Source organism: Burkholderia sp. (assembly GCF_018375725.1).
Taxonomy (GTDB): domain Bacteria; phylum Pseudomonadota; class Gammaproteobacteria; order Burkholderiales; family Burkholderiaceae; genus Burkholderia.
Map to the genome: position 1 here is coordinate 1 of NZ_JAHACR010000046.1, position 20,043 is coordinate 20,043.

Genomic DNA, 20,043 nt, shown 5'->3' on the forward strand with positions numbered 1-20,043 from the left:
CTACGACATCGACCTGACGAAGTGCATCTTCTGCGGTTTCTGCGAGGAAAGCTGCCCGGTCGATTCGATCGTCGAGACGCAGATTCTCGAATACCACGGCGAGAAGCGCGGCGACCTGTATTTCACGAAGGAAATGCTGCTCGCGGTGGGCGATCGCTACGAGAAGGACATCGCCGCGGCGAAGGCCGCCGACGCGCCGTATCGTTGATTGAGTTTGCAGGGCCGGCTCGACGCGAGCCGGCCGAGCCGCCGCGACGGGTGCGGCACGCGACCTGCGTCCCGCAAGCCGCGCCTGACTATGGCCTAACGATGAACCGGTAATCATGGAATTCACGACCGTACTGTTCTACATCTTCGCGCTGCTCCTGGTGGTATCAGGGCTGAAGGTGATCACTTCGCGCAACCCGGTGGCGTCTGCGCTTTTCCTTGTGCTGGCGTTCTTCAACGCCGCCGCGATCTGGATGCTGCTCGAGGCGGAGTTCCTCGCGATCCTGCTGGTGCTGGTCTACGTGGGCGCGGTGATGGTGCTGTTCCTGTTCGTCGTGATGATGCTCGACATCAACATCGACTTTCTGCGGCGGGACTTCAAGCGCTTCGTGCCGATGGCCACCGTCGTCGGCGCGATCATCGTGGTCGAGACCGCGCTGATTCTGTGGCACGGCTACGGCGCGACCGCGACGCCGGTGCGGGACATGGCCACGGGCGCGCTCGCCGGCATGTCGAACACGCGCCTGATCGGCAAGGTCATCTACACCGACTACATCTTCGCGTTCGAAATCGCGGGTCTCGTGCTGCTGGTCGCGATCATCGCCGCCATTGCGCTGACCGAGCGCAAGGGCAAGGACAGCAAGCGTCAGCGCGTGTCCGAGCAGGTCAAGGTGCGCCGCGACGATCGCGTGCGCCTCGTGAAGATGGCAGCGGAAAAGCCGCAGCCGGAAACCGCCGAGAGCGAGGCCGGGTCGACCGGCGGCAATGCCTAAGCGGAGGAGATAGAAAACCATGTTGAGTCTTGCTCACTACCTCGTGCTCGGCGCGATCCTGTTCGCGATGAGCATCGTCGGGATCTTCCTGAACCGCCGCAACATCATCATCATCCTGATGGCGATCGAACTGATGCTGCTCGCGGTGAACACCAACTTCGTCGCGTTCTCGCACTATCTCGGCGACGTGCACGGCCAGATCTTCGTGTTCTTCGTGCTGACGGTCGCCGCAGCGGAAGCCGCGATCGGCCTCGCGATTCTGGTGACCCTGTTCCGTAAGCTCGACACGATCAATGTCGAGGATCTCGATCAGCTCAAAGGTTAATTTCAGGCAACGCTGTTATGTCAACGACACTCAATGAAAACCTGCTGCTGGCGATTCCGCTCGCTCCGCTGGCCGGCTCGCTGATTGCGGGGCTGTTCGGGAACGCGGTGGGGCGCAAGGGCGCGCACCGGGTCACGATTCTCGGCGTCGCGATCTCGTTCATCCTGTCCGTGATCGTCTTCTTCGACGTGAAGGCCGGCGCGAGCTTCAACGCGACGATCTACGACTGGATGCGCGTCGGCTCGCTGAAGCTCGAAGTCGGCTTCCTCGTCGATTCGCTGACCGCGATGATGATGGTGGTCGTCACCTTCGTCTCGCTGATGGTGCACATCTACACGATCGGCTACATGTCGGAGGAAGGCGGCTATCAGCGCTTCTTCTCGTACATCTCGCTGTTCACCTTCTCGATGCTGATGCTCGTGATGAGCAACAACTTCCTGCAGCTGTTCTTCGGCTGGGAAGCGGTGGGCCTGGTGTCGTACCTGCTGATCGGCTTCTACTTCACGCGTGAAAGCGCGATCTACGCGAACATGAAGGCGTTCCTCGTGAACCGCGTGGGCGACTTCGGCTTCCTGCTCGGCATCGGCCTGCTGCTCGCGTATGCCGGTTCGATGAACTACGCCGAAGTGTTCGCGAAGCGCGCGGAACTGGCGAGCCTGCACTTTCCGGGCACCGACTGGGGCCTGCTGACCGTCGCCTGTATCTGCCTGTTCATCGGCGCGATGGGCAAGTCGGCGCAGTTCCCGCTGCACGTGTGGCTGCCGGACTCGATGGAAGGCCCGACCCCGATCTCGGCGCTGATTCACGCGGCGACGATGGTGACGGCCGGCATCTTCATGGTGGCGCGCATGTCGCCGCTGTTCGAGCTGTCCGATACCGCGCTGTCGTTCATCACGGTGATCGGCGCGATCACGGCGCTCTTCATGGGCTTCCTCGGCATCATCCAGAACGACATCAAGCGCGTCGTCGCGTATTCGACGCTGTCCCAGCTCGGCTACATGACGGTCGCGCTCGGCGTGTCCGCGTACCCGGTCGCCGTGTTCCACCTGATGACGCACGCGTTCTTCAAGGCGCTGCTGTTCCTCGGCGCGGGCTCGGTGATCATCGGCATGCACCACGACCAGGACATGCGCAAAATGGGCGGGCTGCGCAAGTACATGCCGATCACGTGGATCACGTCGCTGATCGGCTCGCTGGCGCTGATCGGCACGCCGTTCTTCTCGGGCTTCTACTCGAAGGACTCGATCATCGAGGCGGTGAAGGAATCGCATCTGGCGGGTTCGGGCTTCGCGTATTTCGCGGTTGTCGCGAGCGTGTTCGTCACGGCGCTGTATTCGTTCCGCATGTACTTCCTGGTGTTTCACGGCGAGGAGCGCTTCCGCAAGCCGAAGCATCCGGAATCGCCGATGGGCATGGCGGCAGCGCACGGTCACGACGATCACGGCCACGGCCACGGTCACGACGACCATGCACACGTGCCGCACGAGACGCCGTGGGTCGTGTGGGTGCCGCTCGTGCTGCTCGCGATTCCGTCGATCGTCATCGGCGCGATCGGGATCGGCCCGATGCTGTACGGCGATTTCTTCGAGCATGGCGTGGCCTTCGACAAGGTGATCTTCATCGGCGAAAACCACCCGGCGCTCGAGGAACTAGGCAAGGAATTCCACGGCTGGGCCGCGATGGGCCTGCACTCGCTGACGTCGCTGCCGCTCTGGCTCGCGATCGCCGGCGTGGTCGTCGCCTGGTTCCTGTACCTGCAGCGTCCTGAGCTGCCTGCCGCGATCCGCCGCGCGTTCGGCCCGATCTACACGCTGCTCGACAACAAGTACTACATGGACAAGATCAACGAGGTGGTGTTTGCCAAGGGTTCGGTCGCGATCGGCCGCGGCCTGTGGAAAGAGGGCGATGTCGTGGTGATCGACGGCCTCGTCAACGGCAGCGCCCGGTTCGTAGGCTGGTTCGCCAGCGTGATCCGCTTCCTCCAATCCGGTTACATCTATCACTACGCGTTCGCCATGATCATCGGCATGCTGGGGCTCCTGACCCTGTTTGTAACGCTCAGCGGCAAATAAGGCGGGGACGACTAATGCACTCTTTTCCGATTCTCAGTACCGCGATCTGGTTGCCGATCGTATTCGGTCTCCTGACGCTCCTGGTCGGTTCCGACAAGAATCCGGCAGCGGCCCGCTGGGTCGCGCTGATCGGCTCGCTGCTCGGTCTTGCCGTGACGATTCCGCTCATCACCGGCTTTGATTCGAGCACCGCTGCGCTGCAGTTCGTCGAGCAGACGACCTGGATCGAGCGTTTCAACATCTCGTATCACCTTGGCGTCGACGGCATCTCGATGTGGTTTGTCGTGCTGACCGCGCTTATCACCGTGATCGTCGTGATCGCGGGCTGGGAGGTGATCACCGAGCACGTGTCGCAATACCTGGCGGCATTCCTGATCCTGTCGGGGATCATGATCGGCGTCTTCTCGGCGGCCGACGGTCTGCTGTTCTACGTGTTCTTCGAAGCCACGCTGATCCCGATGTACATCATCATCGGGGTGTGGGGCGGTCCGAACCGCGTGTACGCGGCATTCAAGTTCTTCCTGTACACGCTTGCCGGCTCGCTGCTGATGCTGGTCGCGCTGCTGTATCTGTACACGGACACGCATTCGTTCGACCTGGCGACGTGGCAGAACGCGAAGATCGCGATGACGCCGCAGATCCTGCTGTTCATTGCCTTCTTCCTCGCGTTCGCGGTGAAGGTGCCGATGTGGCCGGTGCACACCTGGCTGCCGGACGCGCACGTCGAAGCGCCGACGGGCGGCTCGGTGGTGCTGGCGGCCATCATGCTGAAGCTCGGCGCATACGGTTTCCTGCGCTTCTCGCTGCCGATCACGCCGGATGCGAGCCATTTCCTGGCGCCCGTCGTGATCACGCTGTCGCTGATCGCGGTGATCTACATCGGCCTCGTCGCGATGGTGCAGGCCGACATGAAGAAGCTGGTCGCCTATTCGTCGATCGCGCACATGGGCTTCGTGACGCTCGGCTTCTTCATCTTCAACGAGCTGGGTGTCGAAGGCGCGATCATTCAGATGATCTCGCACGGCTTCGTGTCGGGCGCGATGTTCCTCTGCATCGGCGTGCTGTACGACCGCGTGCACTCGCGCGAGATTTCCGCTTACGGCGGCGTCGTGAACGTGATGCCGAAGTTCGCGGCGTTCGCGATGCTGTTCTCGATGGCGAACTGCGGCCTGCCGGGCACGTCGGGGTTCGTCGGCGAGTTCATGGTGATCCTTGCGGCCGTCCAGTACAACTTCTGGATCGCGTTCGGCGCGGCATTCACGCTGATCCTCGGCGCGGCCTACACGCTGTGGATGTACAAGCGCGTGTACTTCGGCGCGGTCGCGAACGATCACGTCGCGAAGCTCAAGGACATCAACTGCCGCGAGTTCGCAATGCTGGCCGTGCTGGCCGCGTTCACGCTGCTGATGGGCCTGTATCCGAAGCCCTTCACCGACGTGATGCACGTTTCCGTGGAAAACCTCCTCTCCCACGTCGCGCAGTCGAAGCTGCCGCTGGCCCAGTAATCGCGAGCGGAGGAAATCAAGATCATGCAAAACGCTCCTATGAATGTCCTGTTGCCCGACGCACTGGTGATGCTCGCCGTCATCGTCGCATGGCTGAACGACACCTTTACCGGCGTGGCCGGCCGCCGTCTGACCTATCTGATCGCGGTGGTGTCGTCGGTGGTCGCCGGCGTGTGGTTCGGGGTACAAGCGCTCGATCCGCAGCAGTATTACTTCTTCTCGCGGATGATCGTCGTCGACTCGTTCGCGAGCGTGATGAAGTCGGTCGTGTCGTTCGGTTTCGCGATAACGCTCGTCTATTCGCGCAAGTACCTCGAAGATCGCGACCTGTTCCGCGGCGACGTGTTCCTGCTGGGCATGTTCTCGCTGCTCGGCCAGTTGATCATGGTGTCGGGCAACAACTTCCTGACGCTGTATCTCGGTCTCGAACTGATGTCGCTGGCGCTGTATGCGATGGTCGCGCTGCGCCGCGACGCCGCGCAGTCGAGCGAAGCCGCGATGAAGTACTACGTGCTGGGCGCGCTCGCGTCGGGTTTCGTGCTGTACGGCATCTCGATGCTCTACGGCGCGACCGGCTCGCTCGATCTGAACGAGGTGCTGAAGGCGGTGGCGTCGGGCCATATCAACAATGCGGTGCTGCTGTTCGGCGTGATCTTCATCGTCGCCGGCGTGGCATTCAAGCTCGGCGCGGTGCCGTTCCATATGTGGGTGCCGGACGTCTACCAGGGCGCGCCGACCGCGATGACGCTGTTTGTCGGCGGCGGTCCGAAGGTCGCGGCGTTCGCGTGGGGCCTGCGTTTCCTGGTGATGGGCCTGCTGCCGCTCGCGACCGACTGGCAGACGATGCTGGTGATCCTGGCGGCGCTGTCGCTGATCATCGGCAACATCACCGGTATCGTTCAGCGCAATATCAAGCGCATGCTCGCGTACTCGGCGATCTCGAACATGGGCTTCGTGCTGCTCGGGCTGCTGTCGGGCGTCGTCAACGGCGATCCGGCCTCCGCGGCAAGCGCCTACAGTTCGGCGATGTTCTATACAATCGTCTACCTGATTACGACGCTCGGCGCGTTCGGCGTGGTGATGCTGCTTGCGCGCCGCGATTTCGAGGCGGAAACGATCGACGACCTCAAGGGCCTCAACAAGCGCAGCCCGGTGTTCGCGTTCGTGATGATGGTGATGATGTTCTCGCTCGCCGGCATTCCGCCGACGGTCGGCTTCTATGCGAAGCTCGCGGTGCTCGAGGCGACGGTCAACGCCGGCCTGACGTGGCTCGCCGTGCTGGCCGTGATCACGTCGCTGTTCGGCGCGTTCTTCTACCTGCGTATCGTCAAGCTGATCTATTTCGACGTGCCGCAGGATACGACGCCGATCACCGGCGATGTCTGCAAGCGCACGATCCTCGTGCTGAACGGTATCGCGGTCGTCGTACTCGGCCTGATCCCGAGCCCATTGCTGACGCTCTGCCTGCAGGCAGTCCGTCACACGCTGCCGCTCTGATGTCGGCAGCCGGCTGGTTCATCGTGCTGTTGGCGCTCGCGGGCGCCAACTTGCCGTTTCTCAACCAACGCCTCTTCGCCGTCGTGCCGCTGGGCGCGGCGAAGAAGAGCGCGTGGGTGCGGATCGGCGAATTGCTCGTGCTGTATTTCGTCGTCGGTGCGCTCGGCTTCTGGCTCGAGTCGCGTGCCGGCAACCGGTTCGAACAAGGCTGGCAGTTTTACGCGATCACGTTCAGTCTCTTTGTCGTGTTCGCGTTTCCCGGCTTTACGTTCCAGTATCTCGTCAAACGACGCTGACGGCGGCGGCCGTCGGCTCAACCCCGGAGTTGCCGATGGCCCAATTGCCCAACCATGACGCAGCGCTGACCGAAACGTGCCTCGAAAGCGAGGCGATCTTCGACGGCGCTTTCCTCAAGCTCAAGCGCGACACCGTGCGTCTGCCGGACGGCAAGCAGGCGACGCGCGAATATGTCCAGCATCCCGGCGCGGTGATGGTGATCCCGCTGTTCGACGACGGGCGCGTGCTGATGGAAAACCAGTACCGTTATCCGATCGGCAAGGTGATGGCCGAATTTCCGGCCGGCAAGCTCGATCCCGACGAAGGCGCGCTTGCGTGCGCGGTGCGCGAACTGCGCGAGGAGACGGGCTATACCGCGCGTGAATACGTATTCCTCACCCGCATTCATCCGATCATTTCCTACTCGACCGAATTCATCGACCTGTATCTGGCACGCGGTCTGACGGCCGGCGAGCGCAAGCTCGACGACGGCGAATTCCTCGAGACCTTCACGGCAACCCTGCCGGAATTGCTCGAATGGGTGCAGACCGGGCAGATCACCGACGTGAAAACGATCATCGGCACGATGTGGCTCGAAAAGGCGCTGTCGGGCGCATGGCCGCTCGGCCCGGCAGTGAAGCCCTGACGGCGGCGCAGCGCTATCATTCGGTGACGTGGCGCAACGTTTGCGCCACGCGTTGATTTAGCACGACCGTTCACAAAAATTCTTTTTGCGCTACACTCGCCACACGCCCTGATTCAGCATGAAGGTCCTCGATTTACAGTGCCCGCACGGTCATCGGTTCGAAGGCTGGTTCGCCTCCACCGATGATTTCGAAGCGCAGTTGTCCCGCAAGCTGGTCGAATGTCCGGTATGCGGGGCGACCGAGGTGAGCCGTATGCCGTCTGCACCGCGCCTGAACCTGTCGGGCGCGACGCAGACACGGCCGGCAGAGTCTCACGCGTTGCAGGCGCAGGTGATGCGCGCGTTGCGCGAGGTGCTGGAGAAGACCGAGAACGTGGGCGAGCGCTTCGCCGAGGAAGCGCGGCGCATCCATTACAACGAGGCGCCGGCGCGCAGCATTCGGGGCGTGACGACCCCGGAAGATGCGCAAGCCTTGGTCGAAGAAGGCATTGATGTGATGCCGTTGCCGATTCCTGCCGCGCTGAAAGAACCGCTGCAATAACGTTGCGCAGCGTTTTCTCGCCGGGCCGGTCGGCCGCGGCGAGCCCTGCATGGGACCGGAGTCAGCACTGAAGCGCTCACTCCGGTCGACAGGAGACACTGCGCATGGATCTGGATTATTCCCCCGCCGACGACGCATTCCGCGCCGACATTCGCGCATGGCTGGAGGCAAACCTGCCTCACGCGCTGCGCGCCAAGGTACTCGATCACAAACGACTGAATCGCGAAGACTACGCAAGCTGGCACAGGATACTCGGCCAGCGCGGGTGGTCGGCGCCGGCATGGCCGGTCGAATATGGCGGCCCGGGCTGGAACGCGACGCAGCGGCACATCTGGGACGAGGAGTGCGCGCGCATCGGCGCGCCGACCGTGCTGCCGTTCGGCGTGTCGATGGTGGCGCCGGTGCTGATGAAGTATGGCAACGAAGCGCAGAAGCGCCGCTACCTGCCGCGCATCCTCGACGGCTCGGACTGGTGGTGCCAGGGCTATTCGGAGCCCGGCGCCGGTTCGGATCTGGCCTCGCTGCGCACGCGCGCCGAACGGCATGGCGATCATTACATCGTCAATGGCCAGAAGACCTGGACGACGCTTGGCCAGCATGCCGACATGATGTTCTGTCTGGTGCGCACCGATCCTGCCGCGAAGAAGCAGGAGGGGATTTCGTTCCTGCTGATCGACATGAAGACACCCGGCATCACCGTGCGGCCGATCATCATGCTCGACGAGGAGCACGAAGTGAACGAGGTGTTCTTCGAGGACGTGAAGGTGCCGGTCGACAATCTCGTCGGCGACGAGAATCGCGGCTGGACCTATGCGAAATACCTGCTCGGCCATGAACGCACCGGTATCGCGCGGGTCGGCGGATCGAAGCGCGAGCTTGCATTCCTGAAGCGGATCGCGCTCAGGCAGCGGAAGAACGGCAAGCCGTTGCTGGCCGATCCGGTGTTCGCGGCGAAGGTCGCTGCGCTCGAAATCGAGCTGATGGCACTCGAGGTGACGGTGCTGCGCGTCGTCAGCCGCGAGACGAGCGGCAAGGGGCCCGGTCCGGAGGCCTCGATGCTGAAGATCAAGGGCACTGAAGTGCAGCAGGCGCTCACCGAACTGATGGTCGAGGCGATCGGCCCGCTCGCCGCGCCGTTCGATGTGCCGTTCCTCGAAGGCGAGCATGCGCACAGCGCCGCCGGCGACGACGATGCCGCGCCGCTCGCCGCGTATTACTTCAACTTCCGCAAGACGTCGATCTACGGCGGCTCGAATGAAATTCAGAAGAACATCATCGCGCAGATGATTCTCGGACTGTGAGGAGCGGTGCATGGATTTCACTTTTACCGATGAGCAGCAGCAATTCGCCGACGCGCTGCGTCGTTATCTGAGCGAGCAATACGGATTCGAGGCGCGGCAGGCGATCGTGCGTAGCGACACGGGCATGTCGGACACGCAATGGCAGGCGCTCGCCGAGCTTGGCCTGACTGCGTTGCCGGTGCCGGAAGCGCAGGGCGGCCTGGGCGGAAGCGCGATCGACATGCTGGTCGTGATGCAGGAACTGGGGCGAGCGCTCGTCGTCGAGCCGTACTGGGCGACTGCGGTTGGCGTCGAGGCATTGCGCGTCGCCGGCTCGGGCGCCGGCGAGGACGCCGCGTTGCTCGAGGCGGTCGCGCAGGGGAACAAGCGCCTCGCCGTCGCATTCCACGAGCCGAATGCGCGCTACGACCTGTTTGCGCTCGACACGCGGGCATGCGCACAAGACGGCGCATATCGCCTGACCGGCACGAAATCGGTGGTCCAGTCCGGCGCGCAGGCGGATGTGTGGATCGTGCCTGCGCGGCTCGACGATGGGACGGTCGGACTTTTTGTGGTCGAACGCGGTGCGGCGCTCGCCGAGGTCACCGATTATCGGACGATCGACGGGCAGCGCGCGGCGACGATCCGTCTGAACGGTACGCGGGCGCGCCAGCTGACCGGCGGGGCGCGCGATGCCGCGGCGCTGGAGCGGATCGCCGATTACGCGACGGTGCTGCTGTGTGCCGAGGCGATCGGCGCACTCGACGCGCTGAACCGCGCGACCGTCGAATACACGAAAACGCGCGAGCAGTTCGGCGTGCCGATCGCGCGGTTCCAGGCGCTGCAACACCGGATGGTCGACATGCTGATCCACGCGGAGCAGGCACGGTCGCTGACGTATCTGGCCGCGGTCCGCTACGCGAGCGACGACGCGGACACCCGGCGCAAGGCAGTGTCGGCCGCGAAGGCGCGCGTCGGGCAGGCCGCGCGCTTCGTCGGCCAGCAGGCGGTGCAGCTGCACGGCGGGATGGGCGTGACCAACGAGGTTGCGGCGGCGCACCTGTTCAAGCGGCTGGCGATCATCGAGACGACGCTCGGCGATACCGACCATCATCTCGCCCGCTTCGCGGCATTACCCGATTTCATGAAGGCCGAAACGGCGTAGCGGCAACGCGCGCCATTTCCATTCCGGGAGAGAGACGCATATGGGCATCAGTTACGAAGATCTGGTGGTCGGCAGCACCACCGAAATCGGCCGGCACACATTCGAAGCCGACGACATCAAGGCGTTCGCGGAGCGCTACGATCCGCAGCCGTTCCATCTCGACGAAGCGGCCGCCGAGGCGTCGCCGTTCGGCGGGCTCGTCGCGAGCGGCTGGCATACCTGTTCGGTGTTCATGGGCATGCTCGTGCGCAATCTGCTGCCCGGCTCGACCAGCATGGGGTCGCCCGGCATCGACGAGATCCGCTGGCTCAAGCCGGTACGTGCGGGCGATACGATCACGATGTCGCAGAAGGTCGTGGATAAGCGCGTGTCCGAGAGCAAGCCGGATCGCGGCATCGTGTCGACCGAGTGGATCGGCGTCAACGAGCGCGGCGAGACGGTGATCACGGTGCGCTCGAAAGTCATTTTCGGCTTGCGCGATCCGGCGGGGGCGCGTGCATGACGGCGGCGACGTTACCGCTGATCGCGTCCGCGCAGGCGCTGCGCGAGCGTATCGGCGAGGCGCCGATCGAGAGCCCGTGGATCGATGTCGATCAACATCGCGTCGATGCATTTGCCGATGCGACCGGCGACCACCAGTGGATTCACGTCGATCCGGAGCGTGCGCGGTGCGAGTCGCCGTTCGGCGGCCCGATCGCGCACGGTTTCCTGACGCTGTCGCTCATTCCTGCGCTGATGACCGACGCGATGCGATTCGAGCAGAAGATGGGCGTGAACTACGGGCTCAACCGCGTGCGTTTTCTGAAGCCGGTGCCGGTCGGTGCGCGCTTGCGCGCATTGTTCGAGGTCAAGGACATCGCCGATGCCGGGCGCAGCGGCGTACAGGCGACCTGGGCTGTGTCGATTCAGGCCGAGCGCCCGGATGCGCCGCTGCTCGTGTGTGCGGCGGAATTCATCACGTTGCATTACTTCTGACGACGGTCGCGTCAGCGCTGATAGACGGGCGGGCGTTTTTCGAGAAACGCGGTGATGCCTTCGAGCGCGTCCGGATGGTGCAGCGACGCGACGAAATGATCGCGTTCGGTGGCGAGATGCGCGGAGAGCGATTGAGCGGATGCGTCGTCGAGCAGCGTCTTGATGCGTGTCAAGGCGTTCGGAGACAGGGCGGCGAGCGATTCCGCCCACGCGAGTGCATCGGCCAGCGCCGCGCCGGGCGCGGCCAGGCGGTTGACCACGCCGAGCGTATGCAGCCGCTCGGCGGCGACCGGTTTGGCTTCGAACAGGATCTCGGCGGCCAGGGCTCGCGGCAGCGCCCGCGCGAGAAACCACGAGCCGCCACCGTCCGGTGTCAGGCCGACGCGTGCATACGACATTACGAACTTCGCGTCGTGTGCGGCGACGAGCAGGTCACATGCGAGCGCGAGCGAAAAGCCGGCGCCGGCTGCCGCGCCTTCGACCGCCGCGATCACCGGCTTCGCCGAGGCGCGGATCGCCGAGATCCATGCGCCGAGCATGTCGATGCTGTCGGCCTGAAACGACGGATCTTTCGAGCGGTTGTCGAGCAGCCGGTTCAGGTTGCCACCCGCGCAGAAGAAGCGATCGGCGCCGGTCAGCACGACCGCGCGAATCGACGGATCCCGCTCGGCCGTGGCCAGCGCCTCGATGCCGGCCGCATACATGTCGGGATGCAGTGCATTGCGCGCGCCGGGATTGGACAAGGTGAGAACGAGCGTCGATTCACACTCGGGCGGTCGTGATGCCAGCAGTTCTGCGCTCATGCGCGTGTGTCTCCATCGAATGGGCCGCCGCGATGTCGCGGGCCGCGTAGATGCAGATGGCGAAGCCGCGGCTGCCGTTGCAAGGTTGTCGTGACGGGCGGCGAAACTGTTTTAGACTAGCACGAACGTGCTTTTTAGCGCGGCGTCGGGCATTGTCCTGGCCGCATCCCAGCAAGGAAGGAGACTCCGATGCTCAAGTTGTGCGGTATTCCGTTGTCCAACTATTACAACAAGGTCAAATTCGTCCTGCTCGAATACGGCGTGCCTTTCGAGGAGTCGAGGGTCGGTCTGCCGATCACCGATCCCGCCGTGCTGGCCGATTCGCCGCTCGGCAAGATCCCGTTTTTGAAAACCGCGCAGGGCGCGCTGTTCGAGTCGCAGGTGATCGTCGATTATCTGGCCGCGCAGTTTCCTGAAAAGCATCTCTATCCGTCCGACCCTTTTGCAGCGGCAAAGGTGCGCGAATTGATCGCGACGCTGGAGTTGTATCTCGAATGGACCGCGCGCGAGCTGTACACCGAGGCGTTCTTCGGCGGCAAGGTCAGCGACGGCATGAAAGCGCATGTGGAGCGGCGGCTGCCGCACTCGATCGAAGCGTTCAAGCGGATGACGCGCTTTTCGCCGTACGTTCTTGGCGACACGTTCGGGCTTGCCGACATCGCCGCGTCGATCCATCTGCCGGTGATCGGGCTGGCGACGAAGGCGATCTACGGACGCGATTTCCTGCTCGACGCGGGTATCGACTGGAAGGCGCATGCGCAGAAAGTCGGCGAGCGTCCTGCTGCGCAGCGCGTTGCCGATGACCGGAAGGCGTTTATCGCGGCGGCGAACGGGAAGCGGCCCTGAGCGAAGCGCGGCCCCGTGAAGGGCGCCCCGCGCGATGCGGGGCGTGGCGGCATCGGTCCTCGCCGTTGAGGCGCCGGATGGCGAGCCGCCGCCCGGCTGCGCGTTACAGTCGGGACAGTCGTTCGAGCGCGGTCGCGAGGGTGCTTTCCTGCTTCGCAAAGCAAAAGCGCACGACGCCCGATTCGTGCGGCGCGTGATAGAACGCCGACACCGGAATCGCCGCAACGCCCATTTCCGCGGTGAGCCACTGCGCGAATTCCGCTTCGGGGAGATCGCTGATCGCCGAATAGTCGACGCACTGGAAATAGGTGCCCGCGCACGGCAGCAGCTTGAAGCGCGTGCGTTCGAGCCCGGCGCGGAAGAAGTCGCGCTTCTTCTGATAGAAATCCGGCAAGGTCAGGTACGGCGCCGGATCGCGCATATAGTCGGCAAGGCCGATCTGCATCGGCGTGTTCACCGTGAAGACGTTGAACTGGTGAACCTTGCGGAACTCCGCGGTCAATGCGGCGGGCGCGGCGACGTAGCCGACCTTCCAGCCCGTCACGTGATAGGTCTTGCCGAAGCTCGACACGATGAAGCTGCGCGCGGCCAGTTCCGGATAGCGCGCGACGCTTTCGTGCCGCGCGCCGTCATAGACCATGTGTTCGTACACTTCATCCGAGACGATCAGCAGGTTCGTGCCGCGCACGATCTCCTCGAGCTTGCGCATGTCCGCCTCGCGCCAGACGGTGCCGGTCGGATTGTGCGGCGTATTGATCAGGATCATGCGCGTCTTCGGCGTGATCGCCGCGGCGAGGCGGTCGAACGGGATCGCATAGTCCGGCGCGTCCAGCGTGACGAATACCGGCTTGCCGCCCGCGAGCTCGATCGATGGCAGATAGCTGTCGTAGGTCGGCTCGACGACGATCACCTCGTCCCCCGGCTGCACCGCGCACAGGATCGCGGTAAGCAACGCCTGCGTCGCGCCGGCCGTGACCGTGATTTCGGTCGCCGGATCATAGCGGCGGCCGTAGAGTCGCGCGATCTTGTCTGCGATGGCGTCCCGCAGCGGCGCGACACCCGCCATCGGCGGGTACTGGTTGTGCCCGTTGCGCATGGCCGTCGAGACGGCGTCGACGATGCGCGGGTCGCAATCGAAATCCGGAAAACCCTGGCCGAGGTTGACCGCGCCCTTTTCGGCGGCCAGCGCGCTCATGACCGTGAAGATCGTCGTGCCGACGTTCGGCAGGCGGGAGGGGAAGACGGGTGTCGTTGGCATGTCAAAGGGAGCGTTCATCGCAATCGGTCGAAAGTGAAAAATCCCGGTGTGTCACACGGTCGAGGCCGCATTGGCCGCCGCAGCGCCGAGGGCGCAAGCTTCGGTGAACGGTGCGGGTTGCGCGATCCGGAAGCCGAAGTCGCGGGCGGTCCGCTTCGCGAGCTTCAACAATGCGCGGTCCTTGGAAACCAGCCAGTCGGCCTGCGCGGCATGCGCGAGCTCGAGGAATTTCTGGTCGTCGCGATCCTTGCATTTCGGCAACGGCCGCGCGTCGGCATCGGCGGGCGGCGGCGCGACCTGCTGTGTGAGCCGCGCGACGGTCGCGAGCGTCGCGGCCTTGTCGACGGCGCGCGCCTGGAATTGCGGATAGTCGAGCACGCGATCGAGCTCGGTCAGGCAGCGGTTGTCGATCAGCGCGACGAGCGTGCCGCATTCGAGCGCAGCCCGGATCGGGCGCGTGGCGGGATCGTCGAATACAAGGATGTCGATCCAGACATTCGAATCGAGCACGACGCGGCATTCAGCACGCGGGGCGAGGGAACTGGGCATTCGTTACAATGGATGGTTTTCGTCTGACCGCACGGCACGGCGTGCCAGCGAGCCTCTATGATAATCGTTCTCTCTCCCGCGAAATCCCTCGACTACGACACGCCCGCCCACGTCCCGGCCTACACGGAGCCCGCATTCGTCAATGACGCGGCGGAGCTGATCGACGGCCTGCGCAAGTTGTCGCCGCAGGACATCGCGACGCTGATGGACATTTCGGATCCGCTCGCGCGCCTGAATTTCCAGCGTTACGCCGACTGGTCGCCGGCCTTCTCGCCGGCGAATGCGAAGCAGGCGGTGCTGGCGTTCAACGGCGATGTCTATGAAGGGCTCGATGCGAAGACACTGTCGGCGGCGGATCTCGATTATGCGCAACAGCACGTGCGCGTGTTGTCGGGGCTGTACGGCCTGCTGCGTCCGCTCGACCTGCTGCAGCCTTATCGCCTCGAGATGGGCACGCGCTTCGCGAACGCGCGTGGCAAGGATCTCTATGCATTCTGGGGCGACCGGATCACGCGCGCGCTGAACGAGCAGCTCGACAAGCGCAGCGGTGCGTCGCGTGTGCTGATCAATTGCGCATCGACCGAGTATTTCAAGTCGGTCAAGCCGAAGCTGCTGGCCGCACCGGTCGTCACGCCCGTGTTCGAGGACTGGAAGGGCGGCCGCTACAAGATCATCAGTTTCCACGCGAAGCGTGCGCGCGGACTGATGGCGCGGTATATCGTCGAGAACCGCATTGCCGAGCCGGCCGCCCTGAAGTCGTTCGCTGTGGAAGGTTATGCATTCGACGAAGCCGCGTCGAACGACACAACCTACGTGTATCGCCGGCGGATCGGCGAGTGACCATCAAGGCGGTTGACGAGACCGCCAGAACAGCATTGCATGCAGCGCTAAAGCGCTCACTCTGTTAGACAAAGGAGAGACGATGACCATTTCGATCACCAGTCATTTCGACGGCGGCGCGATCGATGTCGTGTCGTGCGAACGTGCAGACGATATCCGTCTGCGGGTACGCGGCGACAGCCAGGCGGAATTCGCGCAGTGGTTTTACTACCGCGTGACGGGCGCGCGCGACGAACGTTGCGTGATGACGTTCGAGAATGCGGCCGAATGCGCCTATCCGTCGGGCTGGCGGGATTACAGTGCGGTCGCGAGCTATGACCGGGTCAACTGGTTCCGCGTGCCGACCACGTTCGACGGCAAGACGATGACGATCGATCACACGCCCGATTTCGACAGCATCTACTACGCGTATTTCGAGCCGTATTCGGAAGAACGTCACGCGGCCTTTCTCGGCGCGGTGCAGCAGCTGCCGCAGGCGAGCGTCGTCGAGCTCGGCCGCACGGTCGAGGGGCGGCCTCTGTCGCTGCTGACGCTCGGTACGCCCGACGCGGGCGACACGCCGAAGAAGAAGGTATGGATCATCGCGCGCCAGCATCCCGGCGAGACGATGGCCGAATGGTTCGTCGAAGGTCTCGTGAAGCGGCTGGCGGGGTGGGGCGACTGGGCGGGCGACCCGGTCGCGCGCAAGCTGTATGACCATGCGACGTTCTACATCGTGCCGAACATGAATCCCGACGGCAGCGCGCTCGGCAACCTGCGTACCAATGCGGCCGGTGCGAACTTGAACCGGGAATGGATGGAGCCGGACAGCGCACGCAGTCCCGAGGTGCTGGTCGTGCGTGATGCGATCCATGCGATCGGCTGCGACCTGTTCTTCGATATCCACGGCGACGAGGATCTGCCTTACGTATTCGTTGCCGGTTCGGAAATGCTGCCGGGTTTCACGGAGCAGCAGGCGAAGGAGCAGCGTGCATTCATCGACGCATTCAAGGTCGCGAGTCCCGACTTCCAGGACGAACACGGCTATGCGGCGAGCAAGTACAAGGAAGATGCGCTCAAGCTTGCGTCGAAATACATTGGACACCAATTCGGCTGCCTGTCGCTGACGCTCGAAATGCCGTTCAAGGACAACGCGAACCTGCCCGACGAGCGCGTCGGCTGGAACGGCGAACGCAGCGCGGCGCTCGGCGCGGCAATGCTGGCTGCCATCCTGCGCCACGTCGAGACGTTCGCGTAATGCACATTCCTTGACTGTCGAGTCCTGGAGCAGGTTGACAGTATCCGGACGCTGGAACGCCCGATGCACCGCATCGGGCGTTTTGTTATTTCAGAGCTGCATGTGACCTTTCGTGGTTGTCGATGCGCACCGACTGTCCGACCATCTTGGCGCGCCTGCGCGAGGTCGGCAGGACGCTGCGGCAAGAACGCGCTTGATCCAACCTGAAACAGGTTGACCCTTTTTCGAGCGATCGGAGGCGTGCCAGATGGAGCAAGGGATCGAGCGGACACGGCCGACGACAGCCTGGCTTTTAGGCTGTCATTGTCGGCCCGGCGTTATCGGGATTGCCTCGTTGTCGATTTCTTTTTCGCGGTCTTCTTCGGCGTGCTGGATTTCGTCGTCGTTGCCGCTTTCCTGGTGGTGCGACTCGACGTTTTGGCCTTTGCTTTGCTCTTGTTTTTCCCCTTGGCCGCGAGCTTCGTCGTTCGCGGTGCGGATCGCTCGACGCGCGGCTTCAGCGGCGGCACGGGGTCGTTCCAGCTGAACGCGAGCATCTGCTGTCCGACGTAGCCGCAGCGGAATTTGAGGCGTGCCGGCTCGCCCCCGTCGCTGCGGATGCCCAGTCCTTCGACCGTGACGACGTTGTCGACCTTGACGCGTTGCTTGCCTTGATCGAACGAGTCGTTCCAGTGCGTGATCGTTGCATTGCCGTTGTCGAATGCGCTTGGCGGGAATTCAACACGGCTGAATGCCGTCGACGTGCTGCCGATGAAGTTGCCGTGCGCGGCACAGTCCGCGACGAGCGGATCGGCATGCATGTCGTTGACGAACTTGTTGACGAGTTCGGTGCGCTGGTCGAGTAGGTCGGCGTAAACCGGTGCGGAGAGCGCAAGCGACAGGCCCGCAATACAGGCCGCCAGCTTGCCGAACGCTCTGAAAATCCGGAGCGAGGCGGGTGAGCTGTCCATCTGAATAGTGTTGGAGTGCAAATGAGGCATCGAGCACGTATAGATGCTCGATGAAGAACAGGAGTTCAATCTTAGCGTAAAAAAATCGCACGCCAATAGACGGCACACTCTTCTGTATTGCGGGGGAAGGAAAGAGCCGTATCGGCGCTGCGGGGCAGGCGCGCTCACGCGCGCGGGCCGCCGAGGCGATAGCGGCGCACGTCGAAGGTCGTGACCCAGGTCGGGCGATAGACAGCAATGAGCGCGGTAGCCAGGCCAGTGAACCACGCTTCGCCGAGTGCAAGCAATGTGGTGTTCAGCAGATATCCGGACGGGATCACGGTTGGCGTGCCGCCCGCGAGCGCGAACTGCGCGCCAGCTGCGGCGGCGGCCACCGCAATGACCGAGATGGCCGGCGACAGGAATCCCTGACCGGTGATGAACGACGGCAGATTGTGTGGCAGCCAGGTATTGGCGGCGCGTTGCAGCAATGACGACACGGCGACCGGCAACGCGCCGTAAATCAGATACGTGACGCCGATGCCTTCCCACGGCGCGTCGAATATGATCGCGGCGATTGCCGTGACGGCGCCCATCGCGATCAGTGCAAGCATCCAGTCGAATAATGTGACGAGCAGGGTTGCCCCGAGCAGGTGCATGACGAGTCCGTCTTCGAGCCAGGCGTTCGATGCCCAGAGCACCGTGATCGCCGTGATGAGCGCGAGCCAGACATGCTGGAGTGTCGCATCCTGGAGACGGACGAACGGGCCTTTCCAGATTGCCAGCGCGAGCAACGCCGCGGCGGCGATCCAGCCACCGATACCAACCCAGAGCGGAAGCGGTGTGAAGAGGAAACCCATGCGTCCATATTACTCGTTGGATATCGAACATGGGAATTCCCAGACACGTTGACCGTCGCAATATCGATACGGTGCCGCTAACGATCGGTGCGGAACCGAGCCGACGGCTCCGCGGCTTGTGCCATGCCCTGCATTGCCGCGTTGGCAGTGGCTTTCGGAAGTTTGCGATTGTCTTGCACGGCGCGCAGCGGTATCGGACCACGTTCTCCCAGCGCCGGTTTGCGGGCGCTGTCGCGGCTCGACAGCAACACTTCGAGATGTGACGACAACCAGCCGTTGTAGATCGCGACCGCGGCGGCGCGGTTGGTTGCGCCGAGTTGCTGAAAGATGCTGGCAAGATGGATCTTCACAGTTCCTTCGCTGATGCCGAGCGTTCTCGCGATCATCTTGTTGGTGCTGCCCATGTGAACGAAGCGCATGATCTGCGCTTGCCTCGGCGACAGCACGCCGGATGCCGGACGTCGGGGAATCCGGCCGACAAGGGCCTGGATGCGTGCATCGTGGCGGTTCAGCCCTGAGGACGGCGGCAGATTGAGCGCGATCGGTGGAATGTAGTGGCCGCCGAGCAGAACTAGTTCGAGCGCACGCACGATCAGGTGCGGGCGCGTGGAGCGTGGGATCACGCCGGTGACGCCGCAGTCGAAAAGCCGTTGTATGACGCTTGGCGTGGCGTCGTCGATCAGGATCGCAACGGGCGATGGGGCGCTTGCGCTGCAGAGCGCCTGAAGTTCGGCGAGCCGGCCGACATCATGCCAGTCGATTGCGACCAGATCGAAGCGCTGGCTGCGTAACAGCCGGCGCGCCTGGAAGCCGTCAGGCGCGTCGCTGTGACCCGCGTGGCGGTCGATCTGCCGCAACAATGCTTTCAATCCATCACGCCGCTCCGCATCCGAGTTGAGCACCAGGAACCGCATGTTCTGCCTCCTTATGAGTGTTTCGTTGAACTGCCGGTGTCATGCCTGGAACCCGATGATGACAAAATCCTTACAGGATGTCTGCCTGGCTGAAAGATTTAGGAAAATTCAGAAAGCATTCGCGAACAACAAAAAAAGCCGCTCAGGCGGTGGCCGGAGCGGCTTGCGACGGGTGTCGTCGAGACGGATGTCCGTCAGTGAAAGTGAGGCTGCGCGGGCGACGCGTCCTCCGGCATTTCCGCATGGACGACTTCGCCGAGCGGATCTGCATAGAGGGGCACGCCGCAGTCGTCGCAGTATTCCGGTTCGAAACGGCCGGCGTGTCGCCGAATGTCGGTCACGCCGCATTCCTTGAGCAGGCTCACGATTTCCTCGACCGGGCCCTCGATCGGCATGTCACCCTCGAGCGTTGCGTTGTCGATTGCGACATCCCCGTTTTCCCGGCCGTAGAGCGGCCAGACGACGCCATAGATCACATCGTTGTTGCCGCGACGCGTGAAGCCGACGCGATACTCGTCGATGCGGCGCTCGCCGAACCCTGCGAC

General features: G+C 63.5%; 23 protein-coding genes. 16 read left to right on the forward strand and 7 right to left on the reverse strand.

What is annotated here, in order from left to right:
• The 13 genes from KH616_RS08680 to KH616_RS08740 all read left to right on the forward strand — a co-directional run.
• On the forward strand, positions 1–208 hold a 208-nt coding region (locus KH616_RS08680), incomplete at its 5' end, for a 4Fe-4S binding protein (protein ID WP_292241834.1).
• A 115-nt stretch (positions 209–323) separates the two neighbouring features.
• Entirely contained in the window at positions 324–980 is a 657-nt protein-coding gene (locus tag KH616_RS08685; RefSeq protein WP_292241836.1) for an NADH-quinone oxidoreductase subunit J, read from the forward strand.
• A gap of 19 nt (positions 981–999) precedes the next feature.
• A complete protein-coding gene (gene nuoK, locus KH616_RS08690; protein ID WP_292241838.1) occupies positions 1,000–1,305 on the forward strand; it encodes an NADH-quinone oxidoreductase subunit NuoK in 306 nt (101 codons plus the stop codon).
• Positions 1,306–1,322: 17 nt separating this feature from the next.
• On the forward strand, positions 1,323–3,377 hold the full coding sequence (nuoL, locus tag KH616_RS08695) for an NADH-quinone oxidoreductase subunit L (protein WP_292241841.1): 2,055 nt from the start codon (positions 1,323–1,325) through the stop codon (positions 3,375–3,377).
• A gap of 14 nt (positions 3,378–3,391) precedes the next feature.
• Positions 3,392–4,882, forward strand: a complete 1,491-nt coding sequence (locus KH616_RS08700) for an NADH-quinone oxidoreductase subunit M (protein WP_292241844.1) — start codon at positions 3,392–3,394, stop codon at positions 4,880–4,882.
• A gap of 39 nt (positions 4,883–4,921) precedes the next feature.
• A complete protein-coding gene (nuoN, locus tag KH616_RS08705) occupies positions 4,922–6,379 on the forward strand; it encodes an NADH-quinone oxidoreductase subunit NuoN (protein WP_292241879.1) in 1,458 nt (485 codons plus the stop codon).
• Positions 6,379–6,675, forward strand: a complete 297-nt coding sequence (locus tag KH616_RS08710) for a DUF2818 family protein (protein ID WP_292241847.1) — start codon at positions 6,379–6,381, stop codon at positions 6,673–6,675. Before nuoN ends, KH616_RS08710 begins: the two co-directional genes overlap by 1 nt.
• Before the next feature lie 35 nt (positions 6,676–6,710).
• Positions 6,711–7,301 (forward strand): NUDIX hydrolase, encoded by a 591-nt coding sequence (locus KH616_RS08715; RefSeq protein ID WP_292241849.1) that lies wholly within the window; start codon positions 6,711–6,713, stop codon positions 7,299–7,301.
• Positions 7,302–7,419: 118 nt separating this feature from the next.
• Entirely contained in the window at positions 7,420–7,842 is a 423-nt protein-coding gene (locus tag KH616_RS08720) for a DUF1178 family protein (protein WP_292241850.1), read from the forward strand.
• A 104-nt stretch (positions 7,843–7,946) separates the two neighbouring features.
• On the forward strand, positions 7,947–9,143 hold the full coding sequence (locus KH616_RS08725; protein ID WP_292241852.1) for an acyl-CoA dehydrogenase family protein: 1,197 nt from the start codon (positions 7,947–7,949) through the stop codon (positions 9,141–9,143).
• 10 nt (positions 9,144–9,153) lie between these two features.
• The gene (locus tag KH616_RS08730; RefSeq protein WP_292241855.1) at positions 9,154–10,287 is read left to right on the forward strand and encodes an acyl-CoA dehydrogenase family protein; all 1,134 of its coding nucleotides are present in this window, start codon (positions 9,154–9,156) and stop codon (positions 10,285–10,287) included.
• Positions 10,288–10,327: 40 nt separating this feature from the next.
• Complete coding sequence (locus tag KH616_RS08735) at positions 10,328–10,789, forward strand: MaoC family dehydratase (protein WP_292241857.1); 462 nt, start codon at positions 10,328–10,330, stop codon at positions 10,787–10,789.
• Complete coding sequence (locus KH616_RS08740) at positions 10,786–11,262, forward strand: MaoC family dehydratase (RefSeq protein ID WP_292241858.1); 477 nt, start codon at positions 10,786–10,788, stop codon at positions 11,260–11,262. The genes KH616_RS08735 and KH616_RS08740 overlap by 4 nt, the downstream gene beginning before the upstream one ends.
• Positions 11,263–11,273: 11 nt before the next feature.
• Here KH616_RS08740 and KH616_RS08745 read toward each other — a convergent pair whose 3' ends face one another.
• Complete coding sequence (locus KH616_RS08745) at positions 11,274–12,065, reverse strand: oxepin-CoA hydrolase, alternative type (protein WP_292241860.1); 792 nt, start codon at positions 12,063–12,065, stop codon at positions 11,274–11,276.
• A 189-nt stretch (positions 12,066–12,254) separates the two neighbouring features.
• On the opposite strand from KH616_RS08745, the gene KH616_RS08750 reads away from it, so the two are divergent.
• The gene (locus tag KH616_RS08750) at positions 12,255–12,911 is read left to right on the forward strand and encodes a glutathione S-transferase (protein WP_292241863.1); all 657 of its coding nucleotides are present in this window, start codon (positions 12,255–12,257) and stop codon (positions 12,909–12,911) included.
• Between the two features lie 103 nt (positions 12,912–13,014).
• Here KH616_RS08750 and KH616_RS08755 read toward each other — a convergent pair whose 3' ends face one another.
• Positions 13,015–14,187, reverse strand: coding sequence for a pyridoxal phosphate-dependent aminotransferase (locus KH616_RS08755; RefSeq protein WP_292241866.1), 1,173 nt, complete (start codon positions 14,185–14,187; stop codon positions 13,015–13,017).
• 33 nt (positions 14,188–14,220) lie between these two features.
• Positions 14,221–14,718 carry a putative toxin-antitoxin system toxin component, PIN family gene (locus KH616_RS08760; protein WP_292241867.1) on the reverse strand — a complete coding sequence of 166 codons (498 nt, stop codon included), beginning with the start codon at positions 14,716–14,718 and terminating at the stop codon, positions 14,221–14,223.
• Positions 14,719–14,775: 57 nt separating this feature from the next.
• Here KH616_RS08760 and yaaA point away from each other — a divergent pair, with 57 nt between their 5' ends.
• Together yaaA and KH616_RS08770 are read left to right on the forward strand one after the other, a co-directional pair.
• The gene (yaaA, locus tag KH616_RS08765) at positions 14,776–15,558 is read left to right on the forward strand and encodes a peroxide stress protein YaaA (RefSeq protein WP_292241869.1); all 783 of its coding nucleotides are present in this window, start codon (positions 14,776–14,778) and stop codon (positions 15,556–15,558) included.
• A gap of 82 nt (positions 15,559–15,640) precedes the next feature.
• Positions 15,641–16,795: a M14-type cytosolic carboxypeptidase gene (locus KH616_RS08770; protein WP_292241870.1), complete on the forward strand. Its 1,155-nt coding sequence runs from the start codon at positions 15,641–15,643 to the stop codon at positions 16,793–16,795.
• A 317-nt stretch (positions 16,796–17,112) separates the two neighbouring features.
• Here the strand turns inward: KH616_RS08770 and KH616_RS08775 are convergent, their stop codons facing one another.
• From KH616_RS08775 to KH616_RS08790, 4 genes are all read right to left on the reverse strand, one after another.
• A complete protein-coding gene (locus KH616_RS08775; protein ID WP_292241881.1) occupies positions 17,113–17,745 on the reverse strand; it encodes a hypothetical protein in 633 nt (210 codons plus the stop codon).
• Between the two features lie 164 nt (positions 17,746–17,909).
• Positions 17,910–18,584, reverse strand: coding sequence for an energy-coupling factor ABC transporter permease (locus tag KH616_RS08780; protein WP_292241872.1), 675 nt, complete (start codon positions 18,582–18,584; stop codon positions 17,910–17,912).
• A 77-nt stretch (positions 18,585–18,661) separates the two neighbouring features.
• The gene (locus tag KH616_RS08785) at positions 18,662–19,498 is read right to left on the reverse strand and encodes a response regulator transcription factor (RefSeq protein WP_292241875.1); all 837 of its coding nucleotides are present in this window, start codon (positions 19,496–19,498) and stop codon (positions 18,662–18,664) included.
• A gap of 194 nt (positions 19,499–19,692) precedes the next feature.
• Positions 19,693–20,043, reverse strand: a 351-nt coding sequence (locus tag KH616_RS08790) for a DUF2863 family protein (RefSeq protein WP_292241877.1), incomplete at its 5' end; no start/stop codon positions are given.

Excerpts from the sequence above, each read along its gene's own strand:
- KH616_RS08685 (WP_292241836.1), top strand. The coding sequence starts at position 324 with ATGGAATTCACGACCGTACTGTTCTACATCTTCGCGCTGCTCCTGGTG.
- nuoK (WP_292241838.1), top strand. The coding sequence starts at position 1,000 with ATGTTGAGTCTTGCTCACTACCTCGTGCTCGGCGCGATCCTGTTCGCG.
- nuoL (WP_292241841.1), top strand. The coding sequence starts at position 1,323 with ATGTCAACGACACTCAATGAAAACCTGCTGCTGGCGATTCCGCTCGCT.
- KH616_RS08700 (WP_292241844.1), top strand. The coding sequence starts at position 3,392 with ATGCACTCTTTTCCGATTCTCAGTACCGCGATCTGGTTGCCGATCGTA.
- nuoN (WP_292241879.1), top strand. The coding sequence starts at position 4,922 with ATGAATGTCCTGTTGCCCGACGCACTGGTGATGCTCGCCGTCATCGTC.
- KH616_RS08710 (WP_292241847.1), top strand. The coding sequence starts at position 6,379 with ATGTCGGCAGCCGGCTGGTTCATCGTGCTGTTGGCGCTCGCGGGCGCC.
- KH616_RS08715 (WP_292241849.1), top strand. The coding sequence starts at position 6,711 with ATGGCCCAATTGCCCAACCATGACGCAGCGCTGACCGAAACGTGCCTC.
- KH616_RS08720 (WP_292241850.1), top strand. The coding sequence starts at position 7,420 with ATGAAGGTCCTCGATTTACAGTGCCCGCACGGTCATCGGTTCGAAGGC.
- KH616_RS08725 (WP_292241852.1), top strand. The coding sequence starts at position 7,947 with ATGGATCTGGATTATTCCCCCGCCGACGACGCATTCCGCGCCGACATT.
- KH616_RS08730 (WP_292241855.1), top strand. The coding sequence starts at position 9,154 with ATGGATTTCACTTTTACCGATGAGCAGCAGCAATTCGCCGACGCGCTG.
- KH616_RS08735 (WP_292241857.1), top strand. The coding sequence starts at position 10,328 with ATGGGCATCAGTTACGAAGATCTGGTGGTCGGCAGCACCACCGAAATC.
- KH616_RS08740 (WP_292241858.1), top strand. The coding sequence starts at position 10,786 with ATGACGGCGGCGACGTTACCGCTGATCGCGTCCGCGCAGGCGCTGCGC.
- KH616_RS08745 (WP_292241860.1), bottom strand. The coding sequence starts at position 12,065 with ATGAGCGCAGAACTGCTGGCATCACGACCGCCCGAGTGTGAATCGACG.
- KH616_RS08750 (WP_292241863.1), top strand. The coding sequence starts at position 12,255 with ATGCTCAAGTTGTGCGGTATTCCGTTGTCCAACTATTACAACAAGGTC.
- KH616_RS08755 (WP_292241866.1), bottom strand. The coding sequence starts at position 14,187 with ATGAACGCTCCCTTTGACATGCCAACGACACCCGTCTTCCCCTCCCGC.
- KH616_RS08760 (WP_292241867.1), bottom strand. The coding sequence starts at position 14,718 with ATGCCCAGTTCCCTCGCCCCGCGTGCTGAATGCCGCGTCGTGCTCGAT.
- yaaA (WP_292241869.1), top strand. The coding sequence starts at position 14,776 with ATGATAATCGTTCTCTCTCCCGCGAAATCCCTCGACTACGACACGCCC.
- KH616_RS08770 (WP_292241870.1), top strand. The coding sequence starts at position 15,641 with ATGACCATTTCGATCACCAGTCATTTCGACGGCGGCGCGATCGATGTC.
- KH616_RS08775 (WP_292241881.1), bottom strand. The coding sequence starts at position 17,745 with ATGGACAGCTCACCCGCCTCGCTCCGGATTTTCAGAGCGTTCGGCAAG.
- KH616_RS08780 (WP_292241872.1), bottom strand. The coding sequence starts at position 18,584 with ATGGGTTTCCTCTTCACACCGCTTCCGCTCTGGGTTGGTATCGGTGGC.
- KH616_RS08785 (WP_292241875.1), bottom strand. The coding sequence starts at position 19,498 with ATGCGGTTCCTGGTGCTCAACTCGGATGCGGAGCGGCGTGATGGATTG.